This is a genomic window from Pseudomonas sp. efr-133-TYG-23 (assembly GCF_030209215.1).
Lineage (GTDB): Bacteria > Pseudomonadota > Gammaproteobacteria > Pseudomonadales > Pseudomonadaceae > Aquipseudomonas > Aquipseudomonas rhodesiae.
This window is the reverse complement of record NZ_JARVSL010000036.1, coordinates 38,943-59,196: the sequence shown is the minus strand read 5'-3', so window position 1 is coordinate 59,196 and position 20,254 is coordinate 38,943. Positions and strand designations below refer to the sequence as shown.

General features: G+C 59.9%; 15 protein-coding genes and 4 tRNA genes. 3 read left to right on the top strand and 16 right to left on the bottom strand.

The window, feature by feature from the left end:
• Positions 1–19: 19 nt before the first annotated feature.
• The 4 genes from leuB to leuC form a co-directional block, all read right to left on the bottom strand.
• Positions 20–1,102, bottom strand: a complete 1,083-nt coding sequence (gene leuB, locus QRN41_RS22860; protein ID WP_034136864.1) for a 3-isopropylmalate dehydrogenase — start codon at positions 1,100–1,102, stop codon at positions 20–22.
• Positions 1,103–1,155: 53 nt separating this feature from the next.
• Complete coding sequence (locus QRN41_RS22855; protein ID WP_285422159.1) at positions 1,156–1,920, bottom strand: class I SAM-dependent methyltransferase; 765 nt, start codon at positions 1,918–1,920, stop codon at positions 1,156–1,158.
• 136 nt (positions 1,921–2,056) lie between these two features.
• The gene (leuD, locus tag QRN41_RS22850; protein WP_034099174.1) at positions 2,057–2,701 is read right to left on the bottom strand and encodes a 3-isopropylmalate dehydratase small subunit; all 645 of its coding nucleotides are present in this window, start codon (positions 2,699–2,701) and stop codon (positions 2,057–2,059) included.
• Positions 2,702–2,711: 10 nt separating this feature from the next.
• Positions 2,712–4,130 (bottom strand): 3-isopropylmalate dehydratase large subunit, encoded by a 1,419-nt coding sequence (gene leuC, locus QRN41_RS22845; RefSeq protein ID WP_034099176.1) that lies wholly within the window; start codon positions 4,128–4,130, stop codon positions 2,712–2,714.
• Between the two features lie 148 nt (positions 4,131–4,278).
• Between leuC and QRN41_RS22840 the strand changes: the two genes are divergently transcribed.
• Together QRN41_RS22840 and QRN41_RS22835 are read left to right on the top strand one after the other, a co-directional pair.
• The gene (locus QRN41_RS22840; RefSeq protein ID WP_034114436.1) at positions 4,279–5,169 is read left to right on the top strand and encodes a LysR family transcriptional regulator; all 891 of its coding nucleotides are present in this window, start codon (positions 4,279–4,281) and stop codon (positions 5,167–5,169) included.
• Between the two features lie 70 nt (positions 5,170–5,239).
• Positions 5,240–8,518, top strand: coding sequence for a sensor domain-containing protein (locus tag QRN41_RS22835; protein ID WP_167418239.1), 3,279 nt, complete (start codon positions 5,240–5,242; stop codon positions 8,516–8,518).
• Positions 8,519–8,552: 34 nt separating this feature from the next.
• Here QRN41_RS22835 and QRN41_RS22830 read toward each other — a convergent pair whose 3' ends face one another.
• The 12 genes from QRN41_RS22830 to uvrB all read right to left on the bottom strand — a co-directional run bounded on the left by QRN41_RS22830 (position 8,553) and on the right by uvrB (position 18,684).
• Positions 8,553–9,497 carry a hypothetical protein gene (locus QRN41_RS22830; RefSeq protein WP_167418240.1) on the bottom strand — a complete coding sequence of 315 codons (945 nt, stop codon included), beginning with the start codon at positions 9,495–9,497 and terminating at the stop codon, positions 8,553–8,555.
• A gap of 87 nt (positions 9,498–9,584) precedes the next feature.
• Positions 9,585–10,739, bottom strand: coding sequence for a hypothetical protein (locus tag QRN41_RS22825; protein WP_285422158.1), 1,155 nt, complete (start codon positions 10,737–10,739; stop codon positions 9,585–9,587).
• 536 nt (positions 10,740–11,275) lie between these two features.
• Entirely contained in the window at positions 11,276–12,241 is a 966-nt protein-coding gene (locus QRN41_RS22820; protein ID WP_123478976.1) for a tRNA dihydrouridine synthase, read from the bottom strand.
• A 55-nt stretch (positions 12,242–12,296) separates the two neighbouring features.
• Positions 12,297–12,731, bottom strand: coding sequence for an acyl-CoA thioesterase (locus tag QRN41_RS22815; protein WP_034099188.1), 435 nt, complete (start codon positions 12,729–12,731; stop codon positions 12,297–12,299).
• 41 nt (positions 12,732–12,772) lie between these two features.
• Complete coding sequence (locus QRN41_RS22810) at positions 12,773–13,606, bottom strand: alpha/beta hydrolase (protein ID WP_285422157.1); 834 nt, start codon at positions 13,604–13,606, stop codon at positions 12,773–12,775.
• 13 nt (positions 13,607–13,619) lie between these two features.
• A complete protein-coding gene (locus QRN41_RS22805) occupies positions 13,620–14,159 on the bottom strand; it encodes a TetR/AcrR family transcriptional regulator (RefSeq protein WP_034099190.1) in 540 nt (179 codons plus the stop codon).
• 182 nt (positions 14,160–14,341) lie between these two features.
• Positions 14,342–14,417 (bottom strand) — tRNA-Glu (locus tag QRN41_RS22800).
• 78 nt (positions 14,418–14,495) lie between these two features.
• A tRNA-Ala gene (locus tag QRN41_RS22795) sits at positions 14,496–14,571 on the bottom strand.
• Positions 14,572–14,621: 50 nt separating this feature from the next.
• Positions 14,622–14,697: transfer RNA gene (locus QRN41_RS22790), tRNA-Glu, on the bottom strand.
• A gap of 78 nt (positions 14,698–14,775) precedes the next feature.
• Positions 14,776–14,851: transfer RNA gene (locus QRN41_RS22785), tRNA-Ala, on the bottom strand.
• A gap of 147 nt (positions 14,852–14,998) precedes the next feature.
• Positions 14,999–16,480, bottom strand: a complete 1,482-nt coding sequence (gene gltX, locus QRN41_RS22780) for a glutamate--tRNA ligase (RefSeq protein WP_034114447.1) — start codon at positions 16,478–16,480, stop codon at positions 14,999–15,001.
• Between the two features lie 188 nt (positions 16,481–16,668).
• On the bottom strand, positions 16,669–18,684 hold the full coding sequence (gene uvrB / locus QRN41_RS22775; RefSeq protein ID WP_034099192.1) for an excinuclease ABC subunit UvrB: 2,016 nt from the start codon (positions 18,682–18,684) through the stop codon (positions 16,669–16,671).
• Positions 18,685–19,027: 343 nt separating this feature from the next.
• Between uvrB and QRN41_RS22770 the strand changes: the two genes are divergently transcribed.
• Positions 19,028–20,224, top strand: a complete 1,197-nt coding sequence (locus tag QRN41_RS22770) for an amino acid aminotransferase (protein WP_285422156.1) — start codon at positions 19,028–19,030, stop codon at positions 20,222–20,224.
• Positions 20,225–20,254 lie beyond the last annotated feature (30 nt).

Genomic DNA, 20,254 nt, shown 5'->3' with positions numbered 1-20,254 from the left:
TGCAAGCGGGCCCGAGAGATTACAGATTCCGCAGCGCGGCGACTACTGCGTCGCCCATTTCTTGCGTACCGACTTTGGTGCAACCCTGCGACCAGATGTCGCCAGTGCGCAAGCCCTGATCCAAGACCAGGCTCACGGCCTTCTCGATGGCATCCGCCGCGTCGCTCAGGTTGAAGGTGTAACGCAGCATCATCGACACCGAAAGGATAGTCGCCAGCGGGTTGGCAATGCCCTGCCCTGCGATGTCAGGCGCCGAGCCGTGGCAAGGCTCGTACATACCCTTGTTGTTGGTGTCCAAAGACGCCGACGGCAGCATGCCGATGGAACCGGTGAGCATCGAGGCCTGGTCGGACAGGATATCGCCGAACAGGTTGTCGGTGACGATCACGTCGAACTGCTTGGGCGCGCGCACCAGCTGCATCGCGGCGTTATCGACATACATGTGGCTCAGTTCAACGTCCGGGTAGTCCTTGGCGACTTCTTCGACAATCTCGCGCCACAGTTGGCTGGACGCCAGTACGTTGGCCTTGTCCACCGAGCAGACCTTTTTGCCGCGCACGCGGGCCATGTCGAAACCGACACGGGCGATCCGGCGGATTTCGCTTTCGCTGTAGGGCAAGGTGTCGTAGGCCTGACGCTCGCCGTTGTCCAGCACGCGCACGCCGCGTGGGGCGCCGAAATAGATACCGCCGGTCAGCTCACGCACGATCAGAATGTCCAGACCCGATACCACCTCCGGCTTGAGGCTCGACGCATCAGCCAGCTGCGGATAAAGGATCGCCGGGCGCAGATTGCCGAACAGGCCCAGTTGCGCGCGGATTTTCAGCAAGCCGCGCTCCGGACGGATGTCGCGTTCGATCTTGTCCCATTTCGGTCCGCCCACGGCGCCCAGCAGCACGGCATCGGCGGCACGGGCACGTTCCAGGGTTTCATCGGCCAGCGGCACGCCATGCTTGTCGATGGCGGCGCCGCCGATCACGTCGTGGCTCAATTCGAAGCCCAGGCTGTACTTGGTGTTGGCCAGCTCCAGGACTTTGACCGCTTCGGCCATGATTTCCGGACCAATACCGTCGCCAGGGAGAATCAGAATCTGCTTGCTCATGCTTGCCTCATTTCATCGGGCGACCCATCCGCGGGACAGGTCGGAAAAATTAATCAGCGCTCGGCCCACACTACCAACACGTCGGTGCTGAAGGTACCGTCGGCTTGAATCTCGTAGTAATCGCGCACTTCCTGGCCCATCGCTTGCTGCAGCTCAAGAATCGCGGTGCGCAAGGCTTGTGGCGTGCGCATGCGCTCGACCCAAGAGGTGTATTCCAGACGCAGGCGTTGGCGGCTGCTGTTGCGTACGTGCAAACCGGCTTCGCTGAGCTGACGCATCCATTCAGCGGCAGAATAATCGCTTACGTGGCTGGTGTCGCGCAGCACTTCGACGGTTTGCAGGTAAGTGTCCAGCAGCGGGCTGCCGGGTGACAGCACATCGACAAAGGCCGCCACGCCCCCCGGTTTAAGCACCCGGCGTACTTCGCGCAGGGCCAGGCCGAGGTCACTCCAGTGGTGGGCCGAATAGCGACTGAACACAAAATCGAACTCGCCATCAGCGAACGGCAAGCGCTCGGCGGCGCCGTTTACGGTGCTTATGTTGGTGAGACCGCGCTCCTGCGCGGCGGCGGCCACTACGTCGAGCATCTGCTGGGACAGGTCGTAGGCCACCACGTCCTTGACCAGCGGCGCCACCTGGAAACTCACATGACCGGCTCCACACCCCAGGTCCAGCAGTCGCGCACCGCCCTGCCCGGCCAGCTCGGCCTGGAGCAGCGCGAATTCGGTGCCTTGGGCGTGCACGGCGCTGCTCAGGTAGGCCGAGGCCTGTTCGCCGAATTGCTTTTGCACGACTTGGGTGTGGGCGGTGGCGGTCATGGTGGCATCCTTCATGGGTTGTGTTGCTGGTACCGGCCCTATCGGGGGCAAGCCCCCTCCCACATTTGAATGTATTCACAACTCAAAAGGTGGGAGGGGGCTTGCCCCCGATGAAGCCGGCCCTGCCTACATCAATTTACGCGTCACGAAACAACCAAGGCTGGCTGGCCCGGTGCTTGGCTTCAAACGCCGCAATCGCATCGCCGTCCTGCAGGGTCAGGCCAATATCGTCCAACCCGTTGAGCAGGCAGTGCTTGCGGAAGGCATCCACTTCAAAGTGATACACCTTGCCGTCCGGACGGGTCACGGTCTGCGCGGCCAGGTCCACCGTCAACTGGTAGCCCACAGTGGCTTCCACTTGCTGGAACAGCTCGTCCACTTCGGCGTCGCTCAAGATGATCGGCAACAGGCCGTTCTTGAAGCTGTTGTTGAAGAAGATGTCGGCAAAGCTCGGCGCGATGATGCTGCGAAAGCCATATTCTTCCAGGGCCCACGGCGCGTGCTCACGGCTGGAACCGCAGCCGAAGTTTTCCCGGGCCAGCAATACACTGGCGCCCTGGTAACGCTCGGCGTTGAGGACGAAATCCTTGTTCAGCGGGCGCTTGGAGTTGTCCTGATAGGCATAGCCCACGTCCAGATAGCGCCACTCGTCGAACAGGTTGGGGCCGAAGCCGGTGCGCTTGATCGACTTCAAGAACTGCTTGGGGATGATCTGGTCGGTGTCCACGTTGGCACGGTCCAACGGCGCGACAAGACCTGTGTGTTGGGTAAAAGCTCGCATCGGGTATTCCTCAGATCAATTCGCGAACGTCGATGAAACGACCGTTGACGGCAGCAGCTGCGGCCATGGCCGGGCTGACCAGATGGGTACGGCCACCGGCGCCCTGACGCCCTTCGAAGTTACGGTTGGAGGTCGACGCGCAATGCTCGCCCGACTCCAAACGGTCCGGGTTCATCGCCAGGCACATGGAGCAGCCCGGCTCGCGCCATTCAAAACCGGCCTCAAGAAAGATCTTGTCCAAGCCCTCGGCCTCGGCTTGCGCTTTGACCAGGCCCGAGCCCGGCACCACGATGGCTTGCTTGATGGTCGAGGCGACTTTGCGGCCCTTGGCGATCACCGCCGCGGCGCGCAGGTCTTCGATCCGCGAGTTGGTGCAGGAGCCGATGAACACGCGATCCAACTGGATATCGGTGATCGCCTGGTTGGCGGTCAACCCCATGTACTTCAAGGCGCGCTCGATGGAGCCGCGCTTGACCAGGTCGGTTTCCTTGGCCGGGTCCGGCACGTTCTGATCCACCGCCAAGACCATTTCCGGCGAAGTGCCCCAACTGACCTGCGGCTTGATCTGGGTTGCATCCAGTTCGACCACGGTGTCGAACACCGCATCGGCGTCGGACACCAGGTCTTTCCAGGCTTCGACCGCCGCGGCCCAGTCGGCGCCTTGCGGGGCGAACGGCCGGCCTTTGACGTACTCGATGGTTTTTTCGTCCGCCGCCACCATGCCCACGCGGGCACCGGCTTCGATGGACATGTTGCAAATGGTCATGCGGCCTTCGATGGACAGATCACGAATGGCGCTGCCGGCGAACTCGATGGCATGGCCGTTCCCGCCGGCGGTGCCGATCTTGCCGATCACAGCCAACACGATGTCCTTGGCGGTCACGCCAAAAGGCAATTGGCCTTCGACGCGCACCAGCATGTTCTTCATTTTCTTGGCGACCAGGCACTGGGTGGCGAACACATGCTCCACCTCGGAAGTGCCGATGCCATGGGCCAGCGCGCCGAACGCACCGTGAGTAGAGGTGTGGGAGTCGCCGCACACCACGGTCATGCCCGGCAGCGTGGCGCCCTGCTCCGGGCCGATGACGTGCACGATGCCTTGACGCACGTCATTCATCTTGAATTCGGTGATGCCATATTCGTCGCAATAGTCGTCGAGGGTTTGCACCTGCAGGCGCGACACCTGGTCGGCGATGGCGTCGATGCCGCCCTTGCGCTCGGGAGTGGTCGGTACGTTGTGGTCCGGGGTGGCGATGATGGAATCGACGCGCCAAGGCTTGCGCCCGGCCAGCCGCAGGCCTTCGAACGCTTGGGGCGAGGTCACTTCATGGATGATGTGACGGTCGATATAGATCAGCGACGAACCGTCGTCGCGCCGTTTCACTTCATGGGAATCCCAAAGCTTGTCGTAAAGCGTTTTGCCGGCCATCAGTCGGTCCTCATCAGCGGTCTTTCTATGCCCCGGGTTTTGAGACGTATCAATAACCCTTTGGCTTGTGAGGCTGATGGTATGGCGCTACATTAAATAACTCAAATTCATATTTTTTATGCTTTGGATTACCAACTGGAATACAACAATGGACCTGGCCAACCTCAATGCCTTTATTGCCATCGCCGAGACTGGCAGCTTTTCCGGGGCCGGCGAGCGCCTGCACCTGACCCAGCCCGCCATCAGCAAGCGCATTGCTGGCCTGGAGCAACAGCTCAACGTGCGACTGTTCGACCGCCTGGGCCGCGAGGTCGGCCTGACCGAAGCCGGGCGTGCCCTGCTGCCGCGCGCGTATCAGATTCTGAATGTGCTGGACGACACCCGCCGCGCCCTCACCAATCTCACCGGCGAAGTCAGCGGGCGCCTGACCCTTGCCACCAGCCACCATATCGGCCTGCATCGCCTGCCGCCGGTACTGCGCACATTTACCCGGCAGTACCCTAACGTGGCCTTGGATATTCAGTTTCTGGATTCGGAAGTGGCCTACGAAGAAATCCTCCATGGCCGTGCCGAAGTGGCGGTGATCACCCTGGCGCCCGACCCTCATCATCTAGTGCGCGCCACCCCCGTTTGGGACGACCCGCTGGATTTCGTGGTAGCGCCGGAACACAGCCTGGCCGGCGATAGCCCTGTGAGTCTGGCCGACATTGCCGGCCACCCAGCCGTATTCCCTGGCGGTAACACCTTTACCCACCATATTGTCAGCCGTTTGTTCGAGGCTCAGGGGCTCACGCCGAATATTGCGATGAGCACCAATTACCTGGAAACCATCAAAATGATGGTGTCCATCGGCCTGGCCTGGAGCGTGCTGCCGCGCACCATGCTGGACGATCAGGTGGCCAGTGTTGCTTTGCCAGGCATACAGCTCAGTCGCCAGCTAGGCTATATCGTGCACACCGAAAGGACGCTGTCGAACGCTGCGCGAGCCTTTATGAGCTTGCTGGATGCACAGGTCGATCTCCCGGGGATATCGGCATGATCTACTGCGTCCCGGTTTATTGAGCAGGACCGCGTTGTTTGCCCATTGAGTGAGCCAAGGCCCTTTGATAATGCGCACCCCCGTCGATTCCATGCCACCGCTGCCCCGCATCTACGCCCTCGACCCGCGCGAGGCGGAGCAAAGCTGGGAGAGCGCCCCGCAGTTGCTGGCGGCGCTCAATGCCGCGCGCCTGGGCGCATGGTGCTGGGAAATCGACAGCGGGCGCATCAGTTGGTCACGGGGCACCCAGGCGCTGTTCGGCTTCGACCCGCGCCAGCCACTGCCCAAGGACCTGGAATACCTGGAGCTGCTGGATCCCGCCGATCGCTCCCGGGTGGTGCGCGCCTTCCACGCCGTTTTGGCCGGCGAGCCGTTCGAGCAAGCCATGCACCACCGCATCCAGTGGCCCGACGGCAGCTTTCATTGGCTGGAGATCAACGGCAGTGTGGTGCCGGACAGCACCGGACGGGGCCGCATGATCGGGGTGATCCGCGAGATCACCGAGCAGCGCGAACGGGAGCACGCCCTCAGCCACTCCGAAAAGCGCTTCGCCACGCTGTTCCACCTGTGCCCGAACATGGTGCTGCTGACCCGCCAGGCCGACGGTTTGATCAGCGAGGCCAACCAGTATTTCGAAATGCTGTTCGGCTGGCCCCTGGCCGATGCGATTGGCCGCACCACCCTGGACCTGGGCCTGTGGCGCCATCCCGAACAGCGCGCGCAACTGGTCAAAGCCACCCAGCGTAAGGGCGAACCGATCACCATGGAAGTGCAGTTCTGCGCCAGTAACGGCCAGATCCACGACGGCACGCTCAGCGCCCAGAAGGTCGAACTGGACGGTGAGGCCTACCTGATCAGCACGTTCCTCGACACCACCGAACGCAAAATGGCCGAGGACGCCCTCAAGGACAGCCAGGAGCGTCTCGACCTGGCCCTTGATTCCGCGCAATTGGGCACCTGGGATTGGCACATCCCCAGCGGCATGCTCTACGGCTCGGCCCGCGCCGCCCAACTGCATGGCCTGCCGCCGGAGCCGTTCCACGAGTCCTTCGATGCGTTTTTCGAAGGCATGCCCGATGAAGAGCGCGAAAATATGCGCCATGCCTACCGCACCCTGCGCGAAGGCCCGGCCGGCAACTATCAGCTGACCTACCGCGTGCCGATGGAAGACGGCTCCTCACGCTACTTGGAAAGCCGCGCCCGCCTGTACCGCGACGCCCAGGGCGCGCCGTTGCGCATGGCGGGCACCTTGCTGGACATCACTGACCAGGTCGAACGGGAACAGCGCCTGAGCGCCTCCGAAGAGAAATTCGCCAGTCTGTTCCAGGCCAGCCCCGACCCAATCTGCGTCACCGGCCTGGATAGCGGCGCGTTCATCGAGATCAACCCGGCGTTTACCCAGACCTTCGGCTGGAGCGTCGCCGAGGTGATCGGCAGAAGCGCCGATGAAATCGGCCTATGGAACGATTCGAGCCAGCGCCTTGAGCGCATCGAGCGAGTAATCCGCGAGCAAGCGCTGAACAATGTGGCGGTGGTGGCCCATCACAAAGACGGCCGCAGCCTCACCTGTGTAATTTCCAGCCGCCTGATCAAAGTGGGGGAGCAACCATGCATTGTCACAACCTTGCGCGATATCACCCAGCAACAACGCTCGGAGGCGGCGTTGAAGGCCAGCGAAGAAAAGTTCGCCAAGGCGTTCCATTCCAGCCCGGACGCTATCTCGATCACCGAACGCGACACCGGCCGGTATGTAGAAGTCAACGATGGTTTCTGCCGCTTGACCGGCTACCGTGCTGAAGAGGCCATCGGTCTGACCCTCTACCAGATCGGCATCTGGGCCGACGACAAACAACGCTCGGCGCTGCTGGCCGAGCTGCAGATCAAGGGTCGCATCCATCATCTGGAGATGCTCTGGCACAACAAACGCGGCGAATTGCTGGCAGTGGAAGTCTCGGTGGAGCCCATTACGCTGAATGAAACCCCGTGCCTGCTGCTGACGGCGCGGGATGTGAGCCTGCTGAAAAACGCCCAGGCGCAGATCCGCCACCTGGCCTATCACGACCCACTGACCAACCTGCCCAACCGCGCGTTGCTGATGGATCGTCTGAGCCAGCAGATTGCATTGCTCAAGCGCCACAATCTGCGCGGGGCGCTGTTGTTTCTGGACCTGGACCATTTCAAGCACATCAACGATTCCCTCGGCCACCCGGTGGGCGACACCGTGTTGAAAATCGTCACCGCGCGGCTTGAAGCCAGCGTGCGCATGGAAGACACCGTGGCGCGCCTGGGCGGCGATGAGTTCGTGGTGTTGCTTAGCGGTCTGGAAGGCTCACGCAACGAAGTCAGCCATCAGGTTCAGAACCTGGCCAATACCCTGCGTGAGTTGCTCTCGGAGCCAATGTTTTTGGACGGTCAACGCCTGCAAGTCACTCCCAGCATCGGCGTGGCGCTGATCCCCGACCACGGTTCGACCCCGGCCGACCTGCTCAAGCGCGCCGACATCGCGCTGTACCGCGCCAAGGACTCGGGGCGCAATACCACGCAAATGTTCCACAACAGCATGCAGAAGACCGCCAGCGAACGTCTGCGCATGGAAACCGACCTGCGCCTGGCCCTGTCGCGCGGCGAGTTCAGCGTGCATTACCAGCCGCAAGTGGACGCGCGCGGCAACCGTATCGTCGGCGCCGAAGCCTTGGTGCGCTGGCAGCACCCGCAATTGGGCGCGCAGTCGCCGGCGGAATTTATCAAGGTATTGGAAGACAGTGGCTTGATCCTTGAAGTCGGCACCTGGATTCTCGACGAGGCCTGCGCGGCGTTCGGGCAATTGCTTCAGGAGGGCAAGATCGACCCGTTGGACTTCAGCCTGTGTGTGAACATCAGCCCGAGGCAGTTCCGCCAGAGCGATTTTGTCGAGCGGGTGGAGCGCAGTCTGCAGCAGCACTCCTTGCCCTGCAGCCTGCTGAAACTGGAAATCACCGAAGGCATCGTGATCCAGAACCTCGACGACACCATCAGCAAGATGCGCCGCCTGAAAAAACTCGGCGTGAGCTTTGCGATGGATGACTTCGGCACCGGCTATTCATCCCTCACTTACCTCAAGCGCTTGCCGGTGGACGCGCTGAAAATCGACCAATCGTTTGTCCGCGATGCCACCCACGATCCCAACGATGCCGAAATCATCCGCGCCATTGTGGCAATGGCGCGCAGCTTGAACCTGGAGGTGATTGCCGAGGGCGTGGAAACCCCTGAACAACTGGCGTTCCTGCAAAAGCTGGGCTGCCATTTATACCAAGGGTATTTACACAGTCGTCCGCTGCCGATTGAAGGCTTCAGGCGGCTGCTGGTATAGCCGACACCCGCCCTTCAGCGCTGGTAAGCGACCCCTAGATCAAGGCTACTGCAACGCCCCGCCTCGGTGTCGAACCCTGCCGCCCCCACAACTCTTCACGTCCGTTGATAACCGCCACCGAATGCCCGGCTCGATTACACATGCCTATTTGTCCACGGGCGAGCTCACGCACGGAGACTCTTTTCATGTGCTTTTTCAATCCAAGCCGTTCAAACCCCTCACCCGCTATGGATTCATCCTCACCGTTGTTCAAGCTGTGGATCGCAGCACGGTAACTCCTGCCCGCCGTGCCGTCGTTATTGTCCAGTTGAGCACGCTTGGCGCTCACCGCAAACAGAAACTGCGCATCCTTGAGCATTCCTTTGTCTGGGCCAATAAACTTCGCGCCTTGTGCGCCCTCTCTCAACTCTTGGTCGCTCAAGGTCAGTTCATAGCCGTCGCGCATGACCACGTGATAACCCGTACTGGTTTTTTTCACCTCTTTATAAATATCCGTTGGGCTTTGACCGAAGCGATGCATCGCCGCCTTGATCGCCGAGACAGTGACACAATTGCCATCGGGGCCCTGACGAAAACCACTCCAAATATTCTCCGGCTTGGCACCACTACGCTTGCTTGAAAGACCTGGGATATCAGTGGCGGGTCCGGGAGCGGGCGGTGTCGGATCAGGTACGACCTTGGGCAGGACGTCAGGGGGACGTGGAACGTCAGGTACGGTTGTTTCTTTTTTATTGGATATCAAGCCAATTAATTGGTTAAAAAATGAAGTAAATAATGCCACCAATGAATTGACCGCATCCGCATTTTGGACAGCACTATTTTTTACATTCGCGACGGCGCTGGGCGACGCATCAAACTTTATGTTATTTCTGGAAGAACCGTGCGAGACGTCTTCATTCACTGCATTGAAAGTATCAACACCCAGGACCTGGCGCACATCTATCACACGCGCAACATTATTAATTAAAGGACATGGCATAACTGACTCCTTGAACAATGACCTCACCGAACCGAGCCGACACCGGAGAAGTCATTGTTTTACGTGAACGAACCTAGCCTGTTGTTTTCAACGCCTGAATGCAGGCCGCCTATTAAAACGCCAGTCCCTGTTATCGAATATATTTTCGGCTGGGCCAGGGCTGGTCAAATCAGGTTCCGTTTTGTCAGGTTTAACTTCGACGAGTGTCTCCGGATTGACGGGTGGCGTCACGTTGGGTTTCGTATCCGGCTTCACATCCAACTTCACGGCCGGCTTCGTTTCCGGTTTCACATCCAACTTCACCGCCGGATTCATATCCGGTTTCACATCCAACTTCACCGCCGGATTCGTGTCCGGTTTCACATCCAACTTCACCGCCGGGTTCGTGTCCGGTTTCACATCCAACTTCACCGCCGGATTCGTGTCCGGTTTCACATCCAACTTCACGTCTGGCTTCGTGTCCGGTTTTACCTCAGGCTTGACTCTCGGCACGGGTTTTGGCGTTACGCCAGGCGTTATATCGGGATTGGGCCCAACGCGCACGTCTGGGATAACCCTTGGCCTGATCCCACTATCAGGCAATACGCCGTGGTCGGGGCAGTGACAATGGCTGACGTTGACATTCACCTGTACGTTCGCCTTTGCATCGTTGGTCACTGCGACCTCAGGCCGGGGCACTTGCGGCATCACCGGTTTTGGGGTGTTGCGGGCGTCCGCTAAAACCTTCGACTTCTCTGCGTCAGCCTTACCGGAGAGGTCCGTTGCCTGAGGGGTTACCCGACGCTTATCCAAGCCTGGTGTCACGGATGGGTCGGCAGCATCCGGCTTCACCGATTGCTTTTCCATATCCGGCTTTACCATTCGCTTATCTGCGCCTGGCGTCGCCGGTTGGTCAGCGGCATCCGGCTTCACAGGCGCTTTGGTGACGTCCGGCGTAAGACCCGGCGAATGCTTCAAACCAGACATAAGATCAGGCGCATTATTTCGCCCAACAAACACTTCCCGCATAGACCTAAAGAACTGTTCGATCATGTCAAACATCTTGGAGAGTGCACCCGCGCTGAACATCAATTCGTTATTTTTAACGCTAGAATTTTCAAAGCGCGCCGTCGAAACATCGGAACGGGAAGTGCTACTAGGCGGGGTGGATTTAGCATCAGCGCTCGTCGGCTTGGACGACGGTTGATCGAGAATCGATGTATCGGGTTTTACAAAAGTAGGATTATTGATCGTTAGAGACATTCATAACTTCCTCAATTAACGCAACCTGACTCCGCTATAGGAACAGGAAAGCAATTAGTCTTATTGACCAGTAAGCAACAAAGCTGCTTCACAGTCCCTACTTTCGTGGAAAATAACGTTGTCGGGTTCCTCGAATCGCATTTCATATAAGGAAACCAAACCGAATTTTCAGATAATACCCCATGGCTTTTATCGGAAGTCCGCGAATCAAGCCGCCAAGCGAAAGCATTAACGGAAATACAAATTAATAAATCGACGCGCGCGCAACTCAGCGAAATAATTCCGGATACCGCCCAGTAATTGATTCTGCTAACAGCCTCGCAAGAAACAAATCAAGACAAACTGACACATGTGTATGAACTTAAATAAAAAGACACCCGGCGATACATCAGCTTGGTTAAATATAAAAAATACATCTCACTTGACGCCGCATCACTAATGCTGCCCATAAACAAAAAATGCCCCGCATCTTTCGATACGGAGCATTTCCTTAAAACATGCAGCCATGCACGCCATGCCGCCGCCCCACTCCCCCGTCAGGGTTGATAAACCGGAGGGTGGGGCACGCCGAGCAAACGACTGACTTGCTCCAGCGATGTCTCACGCCGCAAGGCGGCAAACAACGCCACCGCTTCAGGGTAGTTACGCGTCAACATCGCCAGCCACTGCTTCAGGCGACCCGGCGCCTGGCGCTCGGTCAACTGCGCCACGCATTGCACCCAGAAATCCTGCAGCAGCGGTTGCAGTTGGGCCCAGGACATTTCCACCACGTCTTCACCTGCACGAGCAGCCGCGATTTGCCGCGCGAGATCAGGACGCGCCACCAAGCCACGGCCGAGCATGATGTCTTCGGCGCCGCTGACTTCGCGACAACGCCGCCAGTCTTCAACACTCCAGATATCGCCGTTGGCAAACACCGGAACCTTGACCACCTCCTGCACACGAGGAATCCACTCCCAATGCGCGGGCGGCTTGTAGCCATCGGCTTTGGTACGGGCATGCACCACGATATGGGCGGCGCCGCCCTCGGCCAAGGCCGTGGCGCACACCAATGCACCGTCGGGGCTGTCGAAGCCCAGGCGCATCTTGGCAGTCACCGGGATATGCGCCGGCACCGCGCGGCGCACATGCTCGACAATCTGGTTAAGCAGCTCTGGTTCCTTGAGCAGCACGGCACCGCCGCGCGATTTATTGACGGTCTTGGCTGGACAGCCGAAGTTCAAGTCGATCACTTCAGAGCCCAGCTCACAGGCCAGCGCGGCGTTTTCCGCCAGGCAAACCGGATCGGAGCCGAGCAATTGCACACGCAATGGCACACCCGCAGCGGTGTGGGCACCGTGCAGCAGTTCAGGCGCGAGCTTATGGAAATAGGCTGGGGTGAGCAGGCGGTCGTTGACGCGGATGAATTCGGTCACGCACCAGTCAATCCCACCGACGCGGGTCAGCACGTCACGCAGGATGTTATCGACCAGCCCCTCCATGGGCGCCAAAGCAATTTGCATGGAAAACACTCAAGAAAAATCGTGGCGCAGTTTACTGGGTTTCCCGCTGCAACCGTTAACCCCCTGTCAGGGCGGGGCCATAGCCATCGAGAAACTCCGCCGGCATGCGCTTGGGCTTGCCGCTGGACAGCTCAATGCAGACGAATGTGGTGTGCGCCCGCAGCAAGGTGGCGCCATCCCGGGGGCGGACCAGTTGGAAACGGCGGGTCATCTTCAGACGCTGATCCCAATCGACGATCCAGGTGGCCAACTGCAACTCATCGCCTTCGTACCCGGCCGCCAGGTAGTCGATTTCATGACGCACCACCGCCATGGCACGATCCAATCGACGGTACTCGGCAAGGTCCAACCCCAAGCGCTGCGAATGGCGCCAGGCGCAGCGTTCGAGCCAGGCGACATACACTGCGTTGTTGGCGTGCCCCAGACCGTCAATGTCTTCAGGGGCGACCTGCAGGTCGATGATAAACGGCGTTGCCAAATCCCAGCCCATGCGCTGCTCCCGGTCGATTAATGTCAGGGGGCAGCAGTGTATCAGGCGCTTTGTCGCTCCTGTAACCGAGCGCCGGCCAACAACGTCAGCACACCGTCGAGCACCCGTGGATCGGCCAGTACTTTCTGATGCCCACCCTGCTCCAGTTGCAGCAAGCGGCTGTCGAACCAGGCCTCGTGAATGGCCTTGGCGGCCTTGACGGGCACAAACGTATCGTCCTCGGCGTGCACGATCAGCCCGGGAATAGCCATATCGTAGTGAGCGACATCCAGATGTTTGAGCGGCATGCCAAACGTCAGCTCGACCTCTTGGATAAATGCCAGCCGCGCCCGCGTCGGCAGGCCCACCATACGGGTAAAGCCGCGCAGCACATCCAGAAAGCGCGACGGCGCAGCAATGCTCACCAACGCGTTGGTGCGCAATCCCAATTGCACGGCGAGCATGGCACTCGCCCCGCCCATGGAATGGCCGATAACCGCGTGCAGCGGCGGCAACTCGGCGGCCGCCTCCAACATGGCTCGGGCAAACAGCAGCACATGGGCTTCACGCCCCGGCGAATGGCCATGGGCCGGGCCGTCCAGGGCGATCACGGAGTAGCCGTTGTCGATCAGTGCATTGATGAGGCTGGCGAATTGGGTTGGCCGGCCTTCCCAGCCGTGCATCAGCAGCACGGCGGGCCCTTCGCCCCAGCGCAGCGCCGACAAACCGAAACGCAACGTGACACGCTGCGCCTGCGCCAGCAGCGGCAACTCCCAATCACGGGGCGGCAACTCGCGCGGGGTCATGAACACACGCCGCATTCTGTTGGCCACCGTTCGCGGCGCCACGTACCCCAATGTACCGTTGACACCTCGCACCCAGATTAACGCACCCATGACCCGCTCCTTTTCAGCGCACCGCCGACTTGGCCGCGCGCATCACCCGATCCGACAATTCACCCGGCCCGAGCGCACGCGCCAGGGTCAGTCCACCCACCATCAACGCCATGTCCGCCAGGGCTTTGTCGATGTCTTCCGGGCACGTCGCCAACTGTGCCGCCATCAATTCAACATGCTCGCTGAGGACCTGGCGGAACGCCTCTGGCAAGCGCCCCATCTCCCCGACCGTGGCGGGTAGCGGGCAGGCCTGAGAGGTTGAGTCGCGGTGTTTGCGCGACAGATAAAACGCCGCCGCCAGGGCTCGGCGCTCTTCGCCGGTGATCTGCTCGTCCAGGTCATTGATGGACGCGCGGCGCTGAGCCAGCAACTGACTGAATGCCTCCAGCATCAGCGCGTCCTTGCTTTCAAAGTGTGCGTAGAAGCCACCCACGGTCAGCCCCGCCGCGCCCATGACTTCACCGACGCTAGGCTCAGCCGGGCCACGCTGAATCAACGCAGCGCTGGCAGCCTGCAGAATGCGTTCGCGGGTTTGCGCTTTTTTGTCGCTCATCGTTGCCTCCGTGGTTCATGGGTTGAATATTATTACCATAATAATATTCCGCAAGCGACGGGTATGACCACTGGTCAGAACGACAAGAAGAAAGGCAAGGGGGAATGGGCCAAACGCCAGACAAACAAAAGGGCCATTCAATAATTGAATGACCCTTAAAAATCCCGCAGAGCGGGTAATCGTGGCGTCCCCTAGGGGACTCGAACCCCTGTTACCGCCGTGAAAGGGCGGTGTCCTAGGCCACTAGACGAAGGGGACACAAACCTTCTATACAACTGATCAGGCTGAGACTGATCGATCCAAGGACGGTGTGGCCGGAACCTTGAACCTGTAAATTGGTGGAGCTAAACGGGATCGAACCGTTGACCTCTTGCATGCCATGCAAGCGCTCTCCCAGCTGAGCTATAGCCCCAGATTTTTCGCCTCGCGGCGCAGCAGACCTTGCGAGCTGCTTGTTGAAACTGGCGTCCCCTAGGGGACTCGAACCCCTGTTACCGCCGTGAAAGGGCGGTGTCCTAGGCCACTAGACGAAGGGGACAAAACCTTCTGTACAACGGATCAGAGCTGAGTTCTGATCGATTCAAGGACGGTGTGGCCAGACCTTGAACCTGCAAATTGGTGGAGCTAAACGGGATCGAACCGTTGACCTCTTGCATGCCATGCAAGCGCTCTCCCAGCTGAGCTATAGCCCCTCATCGGTGAGGACGGGGCGAATCTTAATGGCGGTTTGGAAACGTGTCAAATTTATTTTCAACAATTTCCAAAATTTTTTGCCGGGATAACAATCACTTACCGACGAAACCCCGGAAAACCGGGGTTTCGTCGTTACAACCGAGTGCTTAAGCGATAGTGCCCAGCAGCTTTTCCCACTCTTTGTTTTCTTTCTTGGATACACCACCCAGCAAATCAAGCGCTTGGCGCAGGCGGAAACGCGTCAGGTCAGGGCCGAGAATTTCCATCGCATCAAGCACCGACACCGAACTGGCCTGCCCGGTGATCGCCGCGAACATCAGCGGCATGGCATCGCGCAGTTTCAACTCCAGGGACTCGACCACCGCCTGAATCGTCGCGGTGATGGCGTCCTTCTCCCACTGACGCAGGCTTTCCAGTTTCCACAGGATCAACTGCATCAACTGGCGAACCTGATCACCCGAGAGCTTCTTGGATTCAAACAGCTTCGGATCCGGGTTCACGCCCCCCGCAAAGAAGAAACTGGCCAATGGCGCGACCTGGCTGAAGGTCTCCACCCTGCCCTGCACCAGCGGCGCGATCTTCATCATGTATTCAGGGTTCAACGCCCACTGCTGCACACGGCTGGCGAATTCTTCCACAGGCAAGTCGCGCAGCCATTGACCGTTGAGCCACGACAGCTTCTCGATATCGAAGATCGGCCCACCCAGCGACACACGGGACAAGTCGAAGTTGTCGACCATCTCCTGCAGCGAGAACTTCTCGCGCTCGTCCGGCATCGACCAGCCCATGCGGCCCAGGTAATTGAGCATCGCTTCGGGCATAAAGCCCATGCGCTCGTAGAAGGTCACTGAGGTCGGGTTCTTGCGCTTGGACAGCTTGCTCTTGTCCGGGTTACGCAACAGCGGCATGTAGCACAGTTGCGGCTGCTCCCAGCCGAAGTACTCGTAGAGCAGGATCAGCTTCGGCGCCGACGGCAGCCATTCTTCGCCGCGCAATACATGGGTGATGCCCATCAGGTGGTCGTCGACCACGTTGGCCAGGAAGTACGTGGGCAGGCCGTCGGTCTTCATCAGCACCTGCATGTCCATGCGGTCCCACGGGATCTCGACGTCACCGCGCAGCATGTCCGGCACCACACACACGCCTTCGCTCGGCACCTTCATGCGGATCACATGGGGTTCGCCGGCAGCCAGGCGGCGTGCCACTTCTTCTTTGGATAGCAACAGCGCGCGACCGTCGTAGCGCGGGGTTTCGCCCCGGGCCTGTTGTTCGGCGCGCATCTGGTCGAGTTCTTCGGCGGTGCAGAAGCATGGGAACGCATGCCCCATGTCGACCAGTTGCTGGGTGTACTGCTTGTAGATGTCGCTGCGCTCGCTCTGGCGATACGGGCCGTGGGGGCCGCCCACGTCCGGGCCTTCGGCCCAGGTAATGCCCAACCAGCGCAGCGCATCGAAAATCTGCTGCTCCGACTCGCGGGTGGAGCGCAGTTGATCGGTGTCTTCGATCCGCAGAATGAATTCACCGCCGTGCTGCTTGGCGAAGCAGTAGTTGAACAAGGCGATGTAAGCGGTGCCGACGTGGGGATCCCCAGTGGGCGATGGCGCGATGCGCGTGCGGACGGTGGTCATGGCAGGTCTCGAATGGGCGATATAACTGAAAATTGAAACAAGGGGCGAATGGTAACAGCCCAGGGGGTTTTCTGGAAAACCGCGGCGCGGCTATCGGGGGCAAGCCCCCTCCCACACTTGGATCTGTGAACACATTTCAACTGTGGGAGGGGGCTTGCCCCCGATAAGGCCAGTCAATTCAGCGCAGATCAAACCGCCAGCAATCGCTCACGCAACTTGCCAATCTCGTCACGCGTCTGCGCCGCCGCTTCAAACTCCAGGTCGCGCGCCAACTGGTACATCTTCTCTTCCAACTGCCGAATCCGCTTGGTGATTTCACTCGGCGAGCGCAGTTCGTTTTCGTACTTGGCACTCTCCTCCGCGGCCTTGGCCATGCCCTTGCGCTTCTTGCTGCGCGAGCCGGGCACGGTGGCGCCTTCCATGATGTCGGCAACGTCCTTGAACACACCTTTGGGCGTGATGCCATGTTCCAGGTTGAAGGCAATTTGCTTGTCGCGACGACGCTCGGTCTCGCCGATCGCCCGCTCCATGGAACCGGTGATGCGGTCCGCGTACAAAATCGCACGACCATTGAGGTTACGCGCCGCGCGGCCGATGGTCTGGATCAGCGAACGCTCGGAGCGCAGGAAGCCTTCTTTATCTGCATCCAGGATCGCCACCAACGACACTTCCGGCATGTCCAGGCCTTCGCGCAGCAGGTTGATGCCCACCAGCACATCAAAGGTGCCCAGGCGCAGATCGCGGATGATCTCCACGCGCTCCACGGTGTCGATGTCCGAGTGCAGGTAGCGCACGCGCACGCCGTGGTCGGCCAGGTAATCGGTCAAGTCTTCAGACATGCGCTTGGTCAGGGTGGTAACCAGCACCCGCTCTTCCAGGGCCACGCGCTTGTTGATTTCCGACAGCAGGTCGTCGACCTGGGTCAGCGCCGGGCGGATTTCGATTTCCGGGTCCACCAGGCCGGTGGGACGCACCAACTGCTCGATCACCCGCCCGGCATGCTCGGCTTCGTAGTTGCCAGGCGTTGCCGAGACAAAAATCGTCTGCGGGCTGATGGCCTCCCACTCGTCAAAGCGCATCGGCCGGTTATCCAGCGCCGATGGCAGGCGGAAACCGTATTCCACCAGGGTTTCCTTGCGCGAACGGTCGCCCTTATACATCGCGCCCACCTGCGGCACGCTGACGTGGGATTCATCGATCACCAGCAGCGCATCCGGCGGCAGGTAGTCATAGAGCGTCGGCGGCGGCGCGCCGGACTCGCGGCCCGAGAGGTAACGCGAGTAGTTTTCGATGCCGTTGCAGTAACCCAGCTCCAGAATCATCTCCAGGTCGAAGCGGGTGCGCTGCTCCAGGCGCTGGGCTTCCACCAGCTTATTGTTAGCGCGCAGGTATTCCAGGCGTTCGGCCAATTCGACTTTGATGCCCTCAATCGCGCCCATCAGGGTTTCGCGGGGCGTCACGTAGTGGCTTTTCGGATAGAAGGTGAAGCGCGGCAGTTTGCGGATTACCTCGCCGGTCAACGGATCGAACGCCGAGAGGCTCTCGACTTCATCGTCGAACAGCTCGATGCGAATCGCTTCCAGGTCCGATTCGGCCGGGTAAATATCAATCACATCGCCGCGCACGCGGAAGGTGGCCCGGGCGAAGTCCATGTCGTTGCGGGTGTATTGCAGGCTCGCCAAACGACGCAGCAACTCGCGCTGGTCGAGTTTGTCGCCGCGATCAACGTGCAGCACCATCTTCAGATAGGTTTCCGGGCTGCCCAAGCCGTAGATGCACGACACCGTGGTAACGATGATTGCGTCCTTGCGCTCCAGCAGCGCCTTGGTCGCGGACAGGCGCATCTGCTCGATATGGTCGTTGATCGAGGCGTCCTTCTCGATAAAGGTATCGGAGGACGGCACGTAGGCTTCGGGCTGGTAGTAGTCGTAGTAGGAAACGAAGTACTCCACCGCGTTGTTCGGAAAAAACGCCTTGAACTCGCCATACAACTGCGCGGCCAGGGTTTTATTCGGCGCCAGCACCAGGGTCGGGCGGTTCACCTGGGCGATGACGTTGGCGATGCTGAAAGTCTTGCCTGAACCGGTCACCCCGAGCAGCGTCTGGTGGGCCAGGCCGGCTTCAATGCCTTCGACCATCTGGCGAATGGCCTCGGGCTGATCGCCGGCGGGTTCGAAGCGGGTGACTAGTTGGAAATCCGACATAACGTACCTCTTGAAGTCACCCCAGACTGTAAAGCGGTCGGGGAAGAAATAGACCACCACCCGCGAAAATACAGAGCGGGCCGTAGGAAATAATCATGATAGCCATACAAGTGGAGGCGAATGTGACGGCTTTCAAGGCAATCGTCTGACCTTGGGTTTTCGATCAAGGTTGCAATATGACTAACGGTCGGTAAATAAACCGAAAAACTTGGCCGAAAAGCCGTTTCGGTGGTCGCCCTCGGCGATGATGGCCTCTATACTAGCTCCCCGTTTGTGCACCGCTCTAGTGCATTCGGCTGGAGCGCGACACGTCCCTCCTACCCCCCATAGAGCTGCCGCAAAAATGAGCCTGTTCTCCGCTGTCGAAATGGCACCACGCGATCCAATCCTGGGCCTCAACGAAGCATTCAACGCCGACACCCGAACCACCAAGGTCAACCTTGGCGTAGGCGTTTACTGCAACGAGGAGGGGAAGATTCCACTCTTGCGTGCCGTTGCCGAAGCGGAAGCCATTCGCGTGGCGCAACATGCCGCTCGCGGGTACTTGCCGATCGATGGTATCGCCGCCTACGACAAGGCCGTGCAGACCCTGCTGTTCGGTCAAGCATCGCCATTGCTCAGCGCTGAGCGGGTGGTCACCGTGCAAGCCGTTGGCGGCACCGGCGCGCTGAAGATCGGCGCAGACTTCCTCAAGCAGCTGCTGCCTAACGCCGTGGTGGCGATCAGCGACCCGAGCTGGGAAAACCACCGCGCGCTGTTCGAAACCGCCGGTTTCCCGGTGCAGAACTATCGCTACTACGATGCCGCCACCCACGACGTAAACCGTGCCGGCCTGTTCGAAGACCTCAACGCCCTGCCGCCGCAGTCCATCGTGGTGCTGCACGCCTGCTGTCACAACCCGACCGGCGTCGACCTGAACCCGGCCGACTGGCAAAAAGTCCTGGACGTGGTCAAGGCCAAAAACCTGGTGCCGTTCCTCGACATGGCCTACCAAGGCTTTGGCGATGGCATCGACGAAGACGCCGCCGCCGTGCGCCTGTTCGCCGAGTCGGGCCTGACCTTCTTTGTGTCCAGCTCGTTCTCCAAGTCGTTCTCGCTGTATGGCGAGCGCGTAGGCGCGCTGTCGATCGTCAGCGAATCCAAGGAAGAAAGCGCGCGCATCCTGTCCCAGGTCAAGCGTGTGATCCGCACCAACTACTCCAACCCACCGACCCACGGCGCGGCCATCGTCGCGGCGGTACTCAACAACCCGGAGCTGCGTGCTCAGTGGGAAGCCGAACTGGCCGAAATGCGCCTGCGCATCCGTGGCATGCGTGAGCAGATGGTCGCCGAACTGGCCAAGGCTGCACCGGGCCACGACTTCAGCTTCGTCGGCCGCCAGCGCGGGATGTTCTCCTACTCCGGTCTGACCGTTGAGCAAGTCACCCGCCTGCGCACCGAGTTCGGTATTTATGCGTTGGATACCGGGCGGATCTGCGTGGCAGCGTTGAACCAGGCCAACATCGATGCGGTCACAAAGGCAATCGTTCAGGTCCTGTAAACCTGCTGGTTGCATAAGGAGGGGAAGCCG

Excerpts from the sequence above, each read along its gene's own strand:
- leuB (WP_034136864.1), bottom strand. The coding sequence starts at position 1,102 with ATGAGCAAGCAGATTCTGATTCTCCCTGGCGACGGTATTGGTCCGGAA.
- QRN41_RS22840 (WP_034114436.1), top strand. The coding sequence starts at position 4,279 with ATGGACCTGGCCAACCTCAATGCCTTTATTGCCATCGCCGAGACTGGC.
- QRN41_RS22825 (WP_285422158.1), bottom strand. The coding sequence starts at position 10,739 with ATGTCTCTAACGATCAATAATCCTACTTTTGTAAAACCCGATACATCG.
- QRN41_RS22835 (WP_167418239.1), top strand. The coding sequence starts at position 5,240 with ATGCGCACCCCCGTCGATTCCATGCCACCGCTGCCCCGCATCTACGCC.
- QRN41_RS22805 (WP_034099190.1), bottom strand. The coding sequence starts at position 14,159 with ATGAGCGACAAAAAAGCGCAAACCCGCGAACGCATTCTGCAGGCTGCC.
- uvrB (WP_034099192.1), bottom strand. The coding sequence starts at position 18,684 with ATGTCGGATTTCCAACTAGTCACCCGCTTCGAACCCGCCGGCGATCAG.
- leuC (WP_034099176.1), bottom strand. The coding sequence starts at position 4,130 with ATGGCCGGCAAAACGCTTTACGACAAGCTTTGGGATTCCCATGAAGTG.
- QRN41_RS22830 (WP_167418240.1), bottom strand. The coding sequence starts at position 9,497 with ATGCCATGTCCTTTAATTAATAATGTTGCGCGTGTGATAGATGTGCGC.
- QRN41_RS22855 (WP_285422159.1), bottom strand. The coding sequence starts at position 1,920 with ATGACCGCCACCGCCCACACCCAAGTCGTGCAAAAGCAATTCGGCGAA.
- QRN41_RS22810 (WP_285422157.1), bottom strand. The coding sequence starts at position 13,606 with ATGGGTGCGTTAATCTGGGTGCGAGGTGTCAACGGTACATTGGGGTAC.
- QRN41_RS22770 (WP_285422156.1), top strand. The coding sequence starts at position 19,028 with ATGAGCCTGTTCTCCGCTGTCGAAATGGCACCACGCGATCCAATCCTG.
- QRN41_RS22820 (WP_123478976.1), bottom strand. The coding sequence starts at position 12,241 with ATGCAAATTGCTTTGGCGCCCATGGAGGGGCTGGTCGATAACATCCTG.
- gltX (WP_034114447.1), bottom strand. The coding sequence starts at position 16,480 with ATGACCACCGTCCGCACGCGCATCGCGCCATCGCCCACTGGGGATCCC.
- leuD (WP_034099174.1), bottom strand. The coding sequence starts at position 2,701 with ATGCGAGCTTTTACCCAACACACAGGTCTTGTCGCGCCGTTGGACCGT.
- QRN41_RS22815 (WP_034099188.1), bottom strand. The coding sequence starts at position 12,731 with ATGGGCTGGGATTTGGCAACGCCGTTTATCATCGACCTGCAGGTCGCC.